This window comes from Flintibacter faecis, from assembly GCF_014287875.1.
GTDB classification, from domain to species: domain Bacteria; phylum Bacillota; class Clostridia; order Oscillospirales; family Oscillospiraceae; genus Lawsonibacter; species Lawsonibacter faecis_A.
The window spans coordinates 42,877-54,769 of sequence record NZ_JACOPN010000002.1; the positions used below are offsets into that span (position 1 = coordinate 42,877).

Here is an 11,893-nt window from a genome sequence, read left to right on the forward strand (position 1 = left end):
AAGAATCAGCGCATGAAAATCGCCCCGCCGTTTGGCGGGGCGATTTGCGTCTCTATGGGGATTATCGGGCGGTCTCCCGCTGGAATTTCTCCAGATAGGCGTTTTGCAGCAGCTTCAGACGCTGGGGGTCCTTGCCGCCCACGGGGATGCCGTCGATGGACTCGGCCTTCATGCACAGGGCGCTGGAGCTGGTGACGATGACCTCGTCGGCGTTCATCAGCTCCACCATGGAGAAGGGCTTCTCCACCACGGGGATGTCGTGCTCCCGGGCCAGCTGCAGCAGGTGCTTGCGGGTGATGCCGGGCAGGATCAGCTCGTCGGTGGGGGCGGTGTGCAGTACGCCGTCCTTCAGCATGGAGATATTGCTGTGGGCGCACTCGGTCACCCGGCTGCCCCGGTGGAGCACCGCCTCGTCGCAGCCCCGCTCCACGGCCCGCTGGTTGGCCAGCACGCTGGGGATCAGGTTCAGCGTTTTGATGTTGCACATCTTAAAGCGGATGTCCTCCATGGAGATGAGCTTATAGGGCTTGTCCATGGACTTCATGGTGTGGGGCTTCACATAGATCATCAGGCTGGGCTTCACCTTCTCCGGGTCAGGGAAGGGGTGGTTGCGCATACAGACACCCCGGGAGATCTGCCAGTACAAAAACTGCACCGGGCTCTCCTCCGCCGCGTCGATGACCCTTTGCAGCTCGGCCTTCACCTGGTCCCGCTCCATGTGGAAGGGGATCTCCAGCAGCCGCAGGCTGTTGTACATCCGATCCAGGTGGTCGTCCAGGGCGAAGGGCACCCGGTTGGCCACGCAGGTGGCCTCGTAAATGCCGTCGCCGAAGTACAGCGCCCGGTCCTGCATGGGCACGGTCATCTCTTCCAGCGGCCCGATCTTTCCGTTGTAATATCCAACTTCTTTCATTTCTATCTCCCCTAAAAATATATATTTTGCGAATGCTCGTTATCTAATGCCCGCTCAGTCACGGCTGCGCCGTGCCAGCTCTCCCAGAGGGAGAGCCAAGTGTTGCTCTGTCATTGCGAGGAGCGAAGCGACGCGGCAATCCGTCTCTCCCGTCCCCCTTGCCTCTCCCCTTGGGGGAGGTGCCCGGTGCGCACACCGGGCGGAGAGGGCCATCACAGCGAATGCCGCAGCTGATACATCTGCCAGAAATACCACACCGTCCAGGCGCACAGGGAACCTACCAGCGCCCCGGCCAGCACGTCGCTGGGATAGTGGACCCCCACATACAGCCGGGACAGGCCCATGCAAACGGCCATGACCACCAGCAGACACCGCACCCCCAGCCACTGTCCGGGCAGGGCCCGCCAGAAGATCATGGCGGCGGCAAAGGCGGCACAGGTGTGGCCGGAGGGGAAGGAGTTGGGGTCGTCCTCGTTGATGAGGGGGATCAGCCCCGCCACGTCCAGCCAAGGCCGGGGCCGCATGACCAGCGGCTTTAAAATCAGGTTGGTGCACACCAGGCCCAGCAGCATGGCGCACAGGGCCAGCATCCCCGCCGGACGGGTGCTCCGGTGACAGAGCATGGCCAGAGAGATGGCGATCCAGATCACCCCCGCATTGCCCAGGGAGGTATAGCCCGCCGCCAGCGGGTCCAGCCAATCCGTCCGGGCGTTCTGGAGCATCAGGAGAAATCCGGCATCCATCCCTTGCAGCGCACTTAACATTCTTTTCCGCCTTTCTGTCCTTGACGGGGGTCCGCCCCCCCGTCTATAATGGAATCAAAGTGAAATTGCTTGGTTTCGCCCTGTTTTTTTACAGGTCCACTGTCATTATAGCGGTTATCTGTTCCGGGCGCAAGGCATTTTCTTGTTAAGCTATCTTGAATCTTTTGTGAACAGAATGTTTCTTTCCCACACAGACTCAAAAACCGCACGGAAAAGGAGGTCCCGGGTATGAAGCAGATCATCTGTCTGGCCGGTCAGCCCTGGTCCTCCTCCCCCGGACGGACCCAGCAGCTGCTCTCCCGCCTGCGGGACACGCAGGTGCTGTATTTCTCCCCTGCCGCCGGGCAGTTGGACCGCTCTTATTTAAAAAAGGGCAAAAAGGTCCGACCCAACATCACCGCCTATACCCTGCCCCCCACCTGGGTCCCGGTGGAGGAGACCTATGGCCGTCTGTTTCGTCCCGGGCAGCGGAAAATAGGCCGGTTCATCCGGTCTGTGGCCGCCCGCCACCGCTTCCGGGAGCCCCTGCTGTGGGCCACCGACCCCCGGCAGGTCCATCTGCTGGATCTGCTGGACTATGGCGGCTTAGTCTACGACTGTGACCGGGAGTGGGAGGACCTGCCGCTCGATTGGGAGGGCTGCCTGGCCGGGGCCGCCGACGTGGTCTTTGCCGCCTCCCCCCTGCTGGCTGACCGGCTGGCCCCCTGCAGTTCCAACGTGGCCCTGCTGCCAAACGGGGTAAATTTCCCCCTGTTCTCCCGCCCCTCCGACCTCTCCTATGATCCCCTGCCCCAAACGACGGGGCCGGTGCTGGGCTGGGCCGGGACCATCCGGCCCGAGCTGGATCTAGAACCCCTGCTCTACGCCGCCCGGACCATGCCCCGGTGGACCTTTGTCCTGTTGGGACCCCAGGGGGAGGGCAACTCCCTTCTGCCCCGGCTGCGGCGGCTGCCCAATGTCGTCCTGCCCGGGGGCTGCCCCATGGCCCAGGTGCCCGACTGGCTCTATCGCTGCGATGTGCTGCTGGACTTTCTCCGGGACGACCGCACCTGTGACGACCTGGTCTCCTGCCGGATGCTGGAGTATCTGGCCACCGGGCGGCCCGTGGTGTCCATGCTGTGGCCCGACCAGATCGAGCCCCTGCCCGACGTGGTATACGGGGCACACTCCGATCAGGAGTTCCTCACCCTCTGCCGCCACGCCCTGGACGAGCCGCCCAACTTCGCCGCCCAGCGCCGCCGCAGTCACGCCGCTGCGGCCTCCTGGCCCCTGCGCTGTACGCAGGTGGTGAACATCCTCACCACGGCGGGACTACTATAGCCTGGACAAAGCCGCTCCTATCACCCTTTTGGTATAGCCGCGGACCACTTTCCATGTTGAACTACAACAATCTCCCATCATGGCTCTTTCTTCTTGTGCAAGGCGACAAAATCGCCGATATCCCTTGCAAAGTTCGTCAATTTTCGTTAAAATAAGAAACTAAGTTGTCGTTTCTGTGATGGAGGTATGCACAATGGCTCACTGTTTCCGCTCTTTCGTGTTTCTGTGTCACCACCGTGCCTGTCATCAGGGACGCAACATGCCCAAAAATCACTGAATATGTTCCGTCAGGCTGTCTGTGCCCAGGCAGCCTGACGCTTTTTCTCCCGTTTCAAACCGGGGGAGCCAGCTGAAAGGAGAGATCACATGAAAAAAGTCGCCGTCATTATGGGCTCTGACTCCGATTGGCCCGTGGTCAAGGGGGCCTGCGCCCAGTTAAAGGAGTTCGGCATCCCCTATGAGGCCCACATTCTCAGCGCCCACCGCACTCCCGCCCAGGCGGCGGAGTTTGCCCGCTCCGCCCGCGCCAATGGCTTTGGTGTCATGATCTGTGCGGCGGGTATGGCCGCCCACCTGGCCGGGGCCTTTGCCGGCAATTCCACCCTGCCCGTCATCGGCATTCCCATGAAGGGGGGCGCTATGGACGGACTGGATGCCCTGCTGGCCACCGTGCAGATGCCCAGCGGCATTCCCGTTGCCACTGTGGCCCTGAACGGAGCCAAGAATGCCGCCGTGCTGGCCGCCCAGATCCTGGCCGTGGCCGATGATGACCTGGCCGCCAAGCTGGATGCTGCCCGGGAAAAGATGGCCCGGCAGATCGCCGAGAAAGAGGCCAAGCTCCAGGCGGAGCTGGACGAAAGATGATCCCAGCGGGCGGATGATATCCGCCCCTACCGAATAGACATCAATGCGATATCAAGAGATATAAATAGGGAAAGGATGTTTCACATGAAGAAAGTCGAGCAGCTGTACGAGGGCAAGGCCAAGAAGGTCTATTCCACCGAGGACCCCAACGTGGTCATCGTCTCCTATAAGGACGATGCCACCGCCTTTGACGGCCTGAAGAAGGGCACCATCACCGGCAAGGGTGCCATCAACAACCAGATGACCAACTTCCTGATGCAGCAGCTGGAGAAGGCCGGCGTACCCACCCACTTTGTCCAGGAGCTCAGCGAGCGGGAGACCGCTGTGAAGAAGGTCTCCATCGTCCCCCTGGAGGTCATCGTGCGCAACATCTCCGCCGGTCACTTCGCCAGCAACTATGGCGTGAAGGAGGGCATCGTGTTCGACGAGCCCACCATCGAATTCTCCTATAAGAACGACGACCTGCACGACCCCCTGATCAACAGCTATCACGCCGTGGCCCTGAAGCTGGCCACCTGGGATGAGATCGCCCTGATCAAGAAGTACGCCTTCCAGGTCAACGACTTCCTGAAAAAGACCCTGCTGGAGTGCGGTGTCACCCTGGTGGACTTTAAGCTGGAGTTCGGCAAGACCGCCGACGGCACCATTGTCCTGGCCGATGAGATCAGCCCCGACACCTGCCGCTTCTGGGATGCCAAGACCGGCGAGAAGCTGGACAAGGACCGCTTCCGTCGGGACCTGGGCAACGTGGAGGGTGCCTATCAGGAGATGGCCCGCCGTCTGATGGGCAAGTAAGCCACAGCAGGGAGGTAACACATGGGAGGTTTTTTTGGGGCCGTCTCTCAGCGGGATGTCACCCTTGATATTTTCTTCGGAGTGGACTACCACTCCCACCTGGGCACCCGCCGGGGCGGCATGATCATGTTCGATGAGAAGGACGGCTTTCAGCGCCAGATCCACAACATCGAAAACACCCCCTTCCGCACCAAGTTCGAGCGGGACCTGGCCGACTTTCACGGCTGCAGCGGCATCGGCTGCATCAGCGATACCGATCCCCAGCCCCTGCTGGTGCGGTCCCACCTTGGCCTGTATGCCATCTCCACGGTGGGCATCATCAACAACGCCGATGCGCTGATCCAGACCTATTTCTCCGACCACGGTCACCAGTTCATGGCCATGAGCTCCGGCCGGGTGAACGCCACCGAGCTGGCCGCCGCCCTCATCAACCAGAAGGATGACCTGGTCTCCGGCATTCTCCACGCCCAGGAGATGATCCAGGGCTCCCTCACCCTGCTCATCCTCACCGAGCGGGGCGAGATCATCGCCGCCCGCGACCGGCTGGGCCGTCTGCCCGTACTCATCGGCAAAAACGACGAGGGCTGCTGTGTCTCCTTCGAGTCCTTTGCCTATCACAAGCTGGGCTATCAGGATTCCCACGAGCTGGGCCCCCGTGAGATCGTAAAGGTCACTGCCGACGGCTGGCAGACCCTGTCCCAGCCGGGGAAGGACATGAAGATCTGTGCCTTCCTCTGGTCCTACTACGGCTACCCCAACTCCAACTACGAGGGCGTGAACGTAGAGGTCATGCGCTATCGCAACGGCGAGCGCATGGCTCAGGACGACAAGGAGCGGGGCGTGGCCCAGGACCTGGACTATGTGGCCGGTGTGCCCGACTCCGGCCTGCCCCACGCCATCGGCTATGCCAACGCCAGCCATGTGCCCTTTGCCCGCCCCTTCGTGAAATACACCCCCACCTGGCCCCGGTCCTTTATGCCCACCAATCAGAATGTGCGCAACCAGGTGGCCAAGATGAAGCAGATCCCCGTGCCCGAGCTCATCCAGGGCAAAAAGCTGCTGTTCGTGGACGACTCCATCGTCCGTGGCACCCAGCTGCGGGAGACGGTGGAATTTCTGTATGAGAGCGGCGCAAAAGAGGTCCACATGCGCTCGGCCTGCCCGCCCATCATGTATGGCTGCAAGTACCTCAACTTCTCCAGCAGCAACTCTGAAATGGAGCTGCTGGCCCGCCGCACCGTGCAGGAGCTGGAGGGGGACGAGGGCCAGAAGCACCTGGACGAGTATGCCGATGCCAGCACCCAGCGGGGCCAGTGCATGCTCAAGACCATCTGCGAGAAGTTCGGCTTCGACTCTCTGGGCTTCCAGTCCCTGGACGGCCTGCTGGATGCCATCGGCATTGACCGGGACAAGGTCTGTACCTACTGCTGGAGCGGCAAAGAGTGATTCACGGTCCGCGTCGTGGCTCCTCCCTGTCATTGCGAGGAGGGCAGCACCCGACGCGGCAATCCGTCTTAGATCCAAACTATAAATTTTGGAGGTTTCCACATGAAGAACTCCCATTCCGAGTCCTACGCCGCCGCCGGCGTGGACGTCACCGCCGGCTACGAGTCGGTGGAGCGCATCAAGCCCATGGTAGAGTCCACCTATATCCCCGGTGTCATGGGCACCCTGGGCGGCTTCGGCGGCATGTTCGCCCCCGACGTGGCCGGGATGAAAAAGCCCGTGCTGGTCTCCGGCACCGACGGTGTGGGCACCAAGCTCCGCCTGGCCCAGCTGATGGACAAGCACGACACCATCGGCATCGACTGCGTGGCCATGTGCGTCAACGACATCATCTGCGGCGGTGCGGCCCCCCTGTTCTTCCTGGACTACATCGCCTGCGGCAAGAATGACCCCGCCCGCATCGCCGAGATCGTCACCGGCATCACCGAGGGCTGCCGCCAGTCCGAGTGCGCCCTGGTGGGCGGCGAGACCGCCGAGCACCCCGGCCTGATGCCCGACGACGACTATGACGTGGCCGGCTTCTCCGTGGGCATCGTGGACGAGGAGAAGATCATCGACGGCAAGCGCCTGGCCCAGGGGGACGTCCTCATCGGCCTGGCCTCCACCGGCGTCCACTCCAACGGCTTCTCCCTGGTGCGCAAGGTGCTGGACGTGGAGCACGCCGACCTCACCTCCCCCGTGGAGCAGCTGGGAGGCAAGAGCCTGGGCGAGGCCCTGCTCACCCCCACCCGCATCTATGTCAAGGCCATCAAGGCCCTGCTGAAGGCCGGCATTGACATCCACGCCGTCAGCCACATCACCGGCGGCGGTTTCTACGAGAACGTCCCCCGCATGATGACCGACGGCCTCACCGCCCGCATCCGTCTGGATTCCTTCCCCAAGCTGCCCATCTTCCAGCTGATCCAGGACAAGGGGAACATCCCCCAGCGGGACATGTACAACACCTTTAACATGGGCATCGGCATGATCCTGGCCCTGCCCGCCGGACAGGCCCAGCAGGCCCTGTCCGTCCTGGCCGATGCCGGTGAGAGCGCCTATGCCATCGGCGAGGTGGTCTCCGGGGCCAACGGCGTGGAGCTGGTGTGATGAAGCGCATCGCCGTGCTGGTCTCTGGCGGCGGGACCAATCTTCAGGCCCTCATCGATGCCCAGGGCCGGGGCGAGATCATAAACGGCTCCATCGCCGCCGTGATCTCCTCCTCCCCCGACGCCTACGCCCTGGAGCGGGCCGAAAAGGCGGGCATCCCCGGCTATGTGATAGACTGGCGAGACTACCCCTCCAACCGGGCCATGACTGCGGCCCTGGTGGACAAGCTGCGTCAGCTGGACATCCAGCTGGTGGTGCTGGCCGGATTTATGACCATCCTCACCGAGGAGATGGTCCGGGCCTTCCCCAACGCCATTTTGAACATCCACCCCGCCCTGATCCCCTCCTTCGCCGGACCGGGGTGCTATGGACTCCATGTCCACGAGAAGGCCCTGGCCTACGGGGTCAAGCTGTCCGGGGCCACCGTCCATTTTGTCAGCCCGGAGTGCGACGGGGGGCCCATCGTGCTGCAAAAGGCGGTGGAGGTCCTGCCCGACGATACGCCGGAGGTGCTGCAGCGGCGGATCATGGAGCAGTGCGAGTGGAAGCTGCTGCCCCAGGCTGTGTCCCTGTTCTGCCAGGACCGCCTGTCGGTGGAGGGCCGCACTGTCCGCATCCTGGACAAGTAACAAGCGATGTTGCCCTCTCCTCCCAGTGTGCGCACTGGGCACCTCCCCCACAGGGGGAGGCAAGGGGGACGGATTGCCACGTCGCTTCGCTCCTCGCAATGACAGGGCAAAACTTGGCTCCCCCTGCGGGGGAGCTGGCACGGGCGCAGCCCGTGACTGAGAGGGCATCCTATCAAAACCCAAACACGCGGTGTAACTGACGGAAGTGGAACAGACCACGGGGAGCATCGCCTGTGCTTTTCTGCCGACCGTCTGGGCGCACCGGATCTCGCTTTGCGGGGTTGGTGCGCCCTGTTTTCACATCAAACAGGAGGAATGAAACATGAAGCTGCTGGATCTGGAGCAGTATCTCGCCCAGCATACCTACCCCGGCCGGGGCATCGCCCTGGGCCGTACCCCCGACAGCAACAAGGTCGCCGTGGCCTATTTCATCATGGGCCGCAGCGAGAACAGCCGCAACCGTATTTTCGAGGAGACGGAGGACGGCATCCGCACCCGGGCCTTTGACGAGAGCAAGATGACCGACCCCTCCCTCATCATCTATCACCCCGTCCGCATCCTGGAAAACGGCATGACCGTCGTCACCAACGGCGACCAGACAGACACCATCCGGGACCACATTCTGGACGGCCACTGCTATCGCCACGCCCTGAACACCCGGGCCTTCGAGCCCGACGGCCCCAACTTCACCCCCCGCATCTCCGGCGTGGTGAAGCCCGACGGCAACTATAACCTGTCCATTCTGAAAAGTCTGGACGGCGACCCGGACTGCTGCTGCCGCTACTTCTTCGAGTATGACCACGCCGCCCCCGGGGTGGGCCACTTCATCCACACCTATCAGGAGGATGTAAACCCCCTGCCCTCCTTTGAGGGGGAGCCCCGCCGGGTAGCCATTCCCCAGGCCTCCGCCCATGAGTGGGCCCAGCAGCTGTGGGCCAGCCTGAACGCGGACAACAAAGTCTCTCTCTATGTGAGCATGATCGACGTTCACACCGGCAGCCGGGACAGCGTCATCATCAACAAGCACGGCTGATCGGAGGGACAGATCATGAAGGAACTGGAACTGAAATATGGCTGCAACCCCAACCAAAAGCCCGCCCGCCTGTCCATGGACCAGGGGGAGCTGCCCCTGCAGGTGCTCAATGGCCGCCCGGGGTACATCAACTTTATGGATGCCCTGAACTCCTGGCAGCTGGTGCGGGCTTTGAAGAAGGCCACCGGCCTGCCCGCCGCCGCCTCCTTCAAGCATGTCTCCCCCGCCGGGGCCGCTCTGGGCCAGCCCCTATCCGACGTGGAGCGGCAGATCTACTTCGCCCCTGAAGGGGACCTGTCCCCCATCGCCTGTGCCTATGTCCGGGCCCGGGGGGCCGACCGGCTGTGCTCCTTCGGCGACTGGGCCGCCCTGTCCGACGTGTGCGACGAGGACACCGCCCGGGTGCTGGCCGAGGAGGTGTCTGACGGCGTGATCGCCCCCGGCTACACCGACCAGGCCCTGGCCATCCTCCGCACCAAGAAGAAGGGGAACTATAACGTGGTCCAGATCGACCCGGACTACACCCCCGCCCCGGTGGAGCGCCGGACCATCTTCGGCGTGACCTTCGAGCAGCGGTATAACGACCTGGCCATCACCGAGGAGCTGCTGCAGAACATCGTCACAGAGCACAAGGAGCTGTCCCAGCAGGCCAAAAACGACATGCTGCTGGCCCAGATCGTGCTGAAATACACCCAGTCCAACTCGGTGTGCTATGTGAAAAACGGCCAGACCCTGGGCGTGGGAGCCGGCCAGCAGAGCCGCATCCACTGCACCCGTCTGGCCGGGGACAAGGCGGATATCTGGTGGCTGCGCCAGCATCCCAAGGTCCTCGCCCTGCCCTTCCTGCCTGACATCCGCCGCCCCGCCCGGGACAACGCCATCGACCTGTATATCTCCCAGGAGCACGACGACGTGCTTGCCGACGGGGTGTGGCAGACCATCTTCACGGAAAAGCCCCCCGTCCTCACCCAGGAGGAGAAGACCGCCTGGATCGCACAGCAGTCCGGCGTCACCGTGGGCTCCGATGCCTTCTTCCCCTTCGGCGACAATGTGGAGCGGGCCCACAAGTCGGGCGTGAAGTACATCGTCCAGCCCGGCGGCTCCATCCGGGACGACCAGGTCATCGCCACCGCCGACAAATACGGCATGGTCATGGCGTTTACAGGCGTAAGACTGTTCCACCACTGAAAAGAGTGATGAGATAGGAGTTAGGAGGTAGGAGTCTATGAACGACAACAGCCCCAGCAGGACAAAAAGTCTGTTGTTTGCCAAGCGGATCGTTCATCTATCCCAATACCTCTGCGACGAAAAGAAGGAATATGTCCTGTCAAAACAGCTGCTCCGCAGTGGGACCAGCATCGGAGCTAATCTGGCAGAAGCCCAGTATGGAAGCAGCCGAAAGGACTTTCTGAATAAAACCTACATTGCCTTAAAAGAATGTGCTGAAACACTATATTGGTTGGAACTGTTGTATTCCTGTGATTACTTGACACAGGCAGAATACGCCTCTATGTTCCACGACTGTGAAGAATTGCGGAAAATTCTCGCATCAATCACACGCACCATGCGAAATTCTGATTAACTCATCTCTCATCACTCATCACTCCTAACTAAAAAGAAAGGTGAATGAAACCATGAAAGTATTAGTAGTCGGCGGCGGCGGCCGCGAGCACGCCATCTGCTGGAAGCTGGCCCAGTCCCCCAAGGTGACCGAGCTCTACTGCGCCCCGGGCAACGCGGGCATCGCCCAGGTGGCCACCTGTGTGCCCGTCAGCGCCACGGATGTGGAGGGCATGGTGAAGTGGGCCAAGGACAACGCCATGGACTTTGTCATGGTGGCCCCGGACGACCCCCTGGCCTTAGGGATGGTGGACGCCATGGAGGCCGCCGGCATCCCCGCCTTCGGCCCTCACGCCAACGCCGCCGTCATCGAGGCCAGCAAGGCCTTCTCCAAGTCCCTGATGAAGAAGTATCACATCCCCACCGCCAAGTACGAGACCTTCACCGATCTGGATGCCGCCCTGGCCTATATCCGCCGGGAGGGTGCCCCCATCGTGGTCAAGGCCGACGGCCTGGCCCTGGGCAAGGGCGTGGTGGTGGCCGCCACCGTGGAGGAGGCGGAAAAGGCCGTGCGGGAGATGATGGAGGACCACAAGTTCGGCGCCTCCGGCTCCACCGTGGTCATTGAGGATTGCATGGTGGGCCCCGAGGTCACCGTGCTGGCCTTCTGTGACGGGGAGCACCTGGTCCCCATGCTGTCCAGCCAGGACCACAAGCGGGCCTACGACGGCAACCAGGGCCCCAACACCGGCGGCATGGGCGCGTTCTGCCCCTCTCCCAACTATACCCCGGACATCGCCGCCCGGTGTGAGAAAGAGATCTTCCAGCCCTCCGTGGCCGCCCTCCGGGCGGAGGGCCGCCCCTTCAAGGGCGTCATCTATTTCGGCCTGATGCTCACCGCCGACGGCCCCAAGGTGGTGGAGTACAACGCCCGCTTTGGCGACCCGGAGACCCAGCCCATCCTGTCCATGCTGGACACCGACCTGATGGACATCTTCCAGGCCTGTGTGGACGGCACCCTGGACCAGGTGGATGTGAAGTGGAAGTCCGGCGCAGCCTGCTGCATCGTGCTGGCCTCCGGCGGCTACCCCGTGGAGTACCAGAAGGGCTATCCCATCTCCGGTCTGGAGGAGGCGGGCAAGTCCGCCGTGGTCTTCCACGCCGGCACCAAAAAGGCGGACAACGGCGATGTCGTCACCAACGGGGGCCGTGTCCTGGGCGTCACCGCCACCGGCGACACCCTCCCCCAGGCCATCGCCAACGCCTACGCCGCCGCCAAGCCCATCTCCTTCCGGGACATGCACTTCCGCACCGACATCGGCAAGGTGTGACAGGGCGCAAGTTTTCCTTGTACAAACGCAGTCTGCTGTGTTAAAATACCAGAGAATATGACAAGAATGCCTGTACAGGCAGTGTTTGAACG

12 protein-coding genes and 1 riboswitch are annotated in these 11,893 nt (G+C 62.4%); of the genes, 10 read left to right on the forward strand and 2 right to left on the reverse strand.

All coding sequences use genetic code 11. From position 1 onward, the window contains the following. Positions 1-61: 61 nt before the first annotated feature. Both H8S55_RS02885 and H8S55_RS02890 read right to left on the reverse strand, forming a co-directional pair. On the reverse strand, positions 62-913 hold the full coding sequence (locus H8S55_RS02885) for an aminotransferase class IV (RefSeq protein WP_186877761.1): 852 nt from the start codon (positions 911-913) through the stop codon (positions 62-64). Positions 914-1,125: 212 nt separating this feature from the next. Next, entirely contained in the window at positions 1,126-1,677 is a 552-nt protein-coding gene (locus H8S55_RS02890; RefSeq protein ID WP_147562636.1) for a phosphatase PAP2 family protein, read from the reverse strand. A gap of 228 nt (positions 1,678-1,905) precedes the next feature. Between H8S55_RS02890 and H8S55_RS02895 the strand changes: the two genes are divergently transcribed. From H8S55_RS02895 to purD, 10 genes are all read left to right on the forward strand, one after another. Then, positions 1,906-2,997, forward strand: coding sequence for a glycosyltransferase family protein (locus H8S55_RS02895; RefSeq protein WP_243200446.1), 1,092 nt, complete (start codon positions 1,906-1,908; stop codon positions 2,995-2,997). 366 nt (positions 2,998-3,363) lie between these two features. Continuing rightward, a complete protein-coding gene (gene purE, locus H8S55_RS02900; protein ID WP_186877762.1) occupies positions 3,364-3,861 on the forward strand; it encodes a 5-(carboxyamino)imidazole ribonucleotide mutase in 498 nt (165 codons plus the stop codon). 84 nt (positions 3,862-3,945) lie between these two features. Further along, positions 3,946-4,656, forward strand: coding sequence for a phosphoribosylaminoimidazolesuccinocarboxamide synthase (gene purC, locus H8S55_RS02905; protein WP_147562638.1), 711 nt, complete (start codon positions 3,946-3,948; stop codon positions 4,654-4,656). Positions 4,657-4,677: 21 nt separating this feature from the next. Beyond that, positions 4,678-6,102: an amidophosphoribosyltransferase gene (locus H8S55_RS02910; RefSeq protein ID WP_186877763.1), complete on the forward strand. Its 1,425-nt coding sequence runs from the start codon at positions 4,678-4,680 to the stop codon at positions 6,100-6,102. Positions 6,103-6,204: 102 nt separating this feature from the next. Further along, on the forward strand, positions 6,205-7,248 hold the full coding sequence (gene purM, locus H8S55_RS02915) for a phosphoribosylformylglycinamidine cyclo-ligase (protein WP_186877764.1): 1,044 nt from the start codon (positions 6,205-6,207) through the stop codon (positions 7,246-7,248). Continuing rightward, on the forward strand, positions 7,248-7,877 hold the full coding sequence (gene purN / locus H8S55_RS02920) for a phosphoribosylglycinamide formyltransferase (RefSeq protein WP_186877765.1): 630 nt from the start codon (positions 7,248-7,250) through the stop codon (positions 7,875-7,877). Before purM ends, purN begins: the two co-directional genes overlap by 1 nt. 182 nt (positions 7,878-8,059) lie before the next feature. Further along, a riboswitch (ZMP/ZTP riboswitch) is annotated at positions 8,060-8,142 on the forward strand. A gap of 57 nt (positions 8,143-8,199) precedes the next feature. Continuing rightward, positions 8,200-8,910, forward strand: a complete 711-nt coding sequence (locus tag H8S55_RS02925; RefSeq protein WP_186877766.1) for an IMP cyclohydrolase — start codon at positions 8,200-8,202, stop codon at positions 8,908-8,910. A 15-nt stretch (positions 8,911-8,925) separates the two neighbouring features. Then, on the forward strand, positions 8,926-10,098 hold the full coding sequence (locus H8S55_RS02930) for a phosphoribosylaminoimidazolecarboxamide formyltransferase (protein WP_186877767.1): 1,173 nt from the start codon (positions 8,926-8,928) through the stop codon (positions 10,096-10,098). 37 nt (positions 10,099-10,135) lie between these two features. Beyond that, on the forward strand, positions 10,136-10,492 hold the full coding sequence (locus H8S55_RS02935) for a four helix bundle protein (protein WP_186877768.1): 357 nt from the start codon (positions 10,136-10,138) through the stop codon (positions 10,490-10,492). A gap of 52 nt (positions 10,493-10,544) precedes the next feature. Continuing rightward, positions 10,545-11,801: a phosphoribosylamine--glycine ligase gene (purD, locus tag H8S55_RS02940; protein ID WP_186877769.1), complete on the forward strand. Its 1,257-nt coding sequence runs from the start codon at positions 10,545-10,547 to the stop codon at positions 11,799-11,801. Positions 11,802-11,893 lie beyond the last annotated feature (92 nt).

Coding starts and splice junctions, on each gene's coding strand:
- H8S55_RS02885 (WP_186877761.1), bottom strand. CDS start 913: ATGAAAGAAGTTGGATATTACAACGGAAAGATCGGGCCGCTGGAAGAG.
- H8S55_RS02890 (WP_147562636.1), bottom strand. CDS start 1,677: ATGTTAAGTGCGCTGCAAGGGATGGATGCCGGATTTCTCCTGATGCTC.
- H8S55_RS02895 (WP_243200446.1), top strand. CDS start 1,906: ATGAAGCAGATCATCTGTCTGGCCGGTCAGCCCTGGTCCTCCTCCCCC.
- purE (WP_186877762.1), top strand. CDS start 3,364: ATGAAAAAAGTCGCCGTCATTATGGGCTCTGACTCCGATTGGCCCGTG.
- purC (WP_147562638.1), top strand. CDS start 3,946: ATGAAGAAAGTCGAGCAGCTGTACGAGGGCAAGGCCAAGAAGGTCTAT.
- H8S55_RS02910 (WP_186877763.1), top strand. CDS start 4,678: ATGGGAGGTTTTTTTGGGGCCGTCTCTCAGCGGGATGTCACCCTTGAT.
- purM (WP_186877764.1), top strand. CDS start 6,205: ATGAAGAACTCCCATTCCGAGTCCTACGCCGCCGCCGGCGTGGACGTC.
- purN (WP_186877765.1), top strand. CDS start 7,248: ATGAAGCGCATCGCCGTGCTGGTCTCTGGCGGCGGGACCAATCTTCAG.
- H8S55_RS02925 (WP_186877766.1), top strand. CDS start 8,200: ATGAAGCTGCTGGATCTGGAGCAGTATCTCGCCCAGCATACCTACCCC.
- H8S55_RS02930 (WP_186877767.1), top strand. CDS start 8,926: ATGAAGGAACTGGAACTGAAATATGGCTGCAACCCCAACCAAAAGCCC.
- H8S55_RS02935 (WP_186877768.1), top strand. CDS start 10,136: ATGAACGACAACAGCCCCAGCAGGACAAAAAGTCTGTTGTTTGCCAAG.
- purD (WP_186877769.1), top strand. CDS start 10,545: ATGAAAGTATTAGTAGTCGGCGGCGGCGGCCGCGAGCACGCCATCTGC.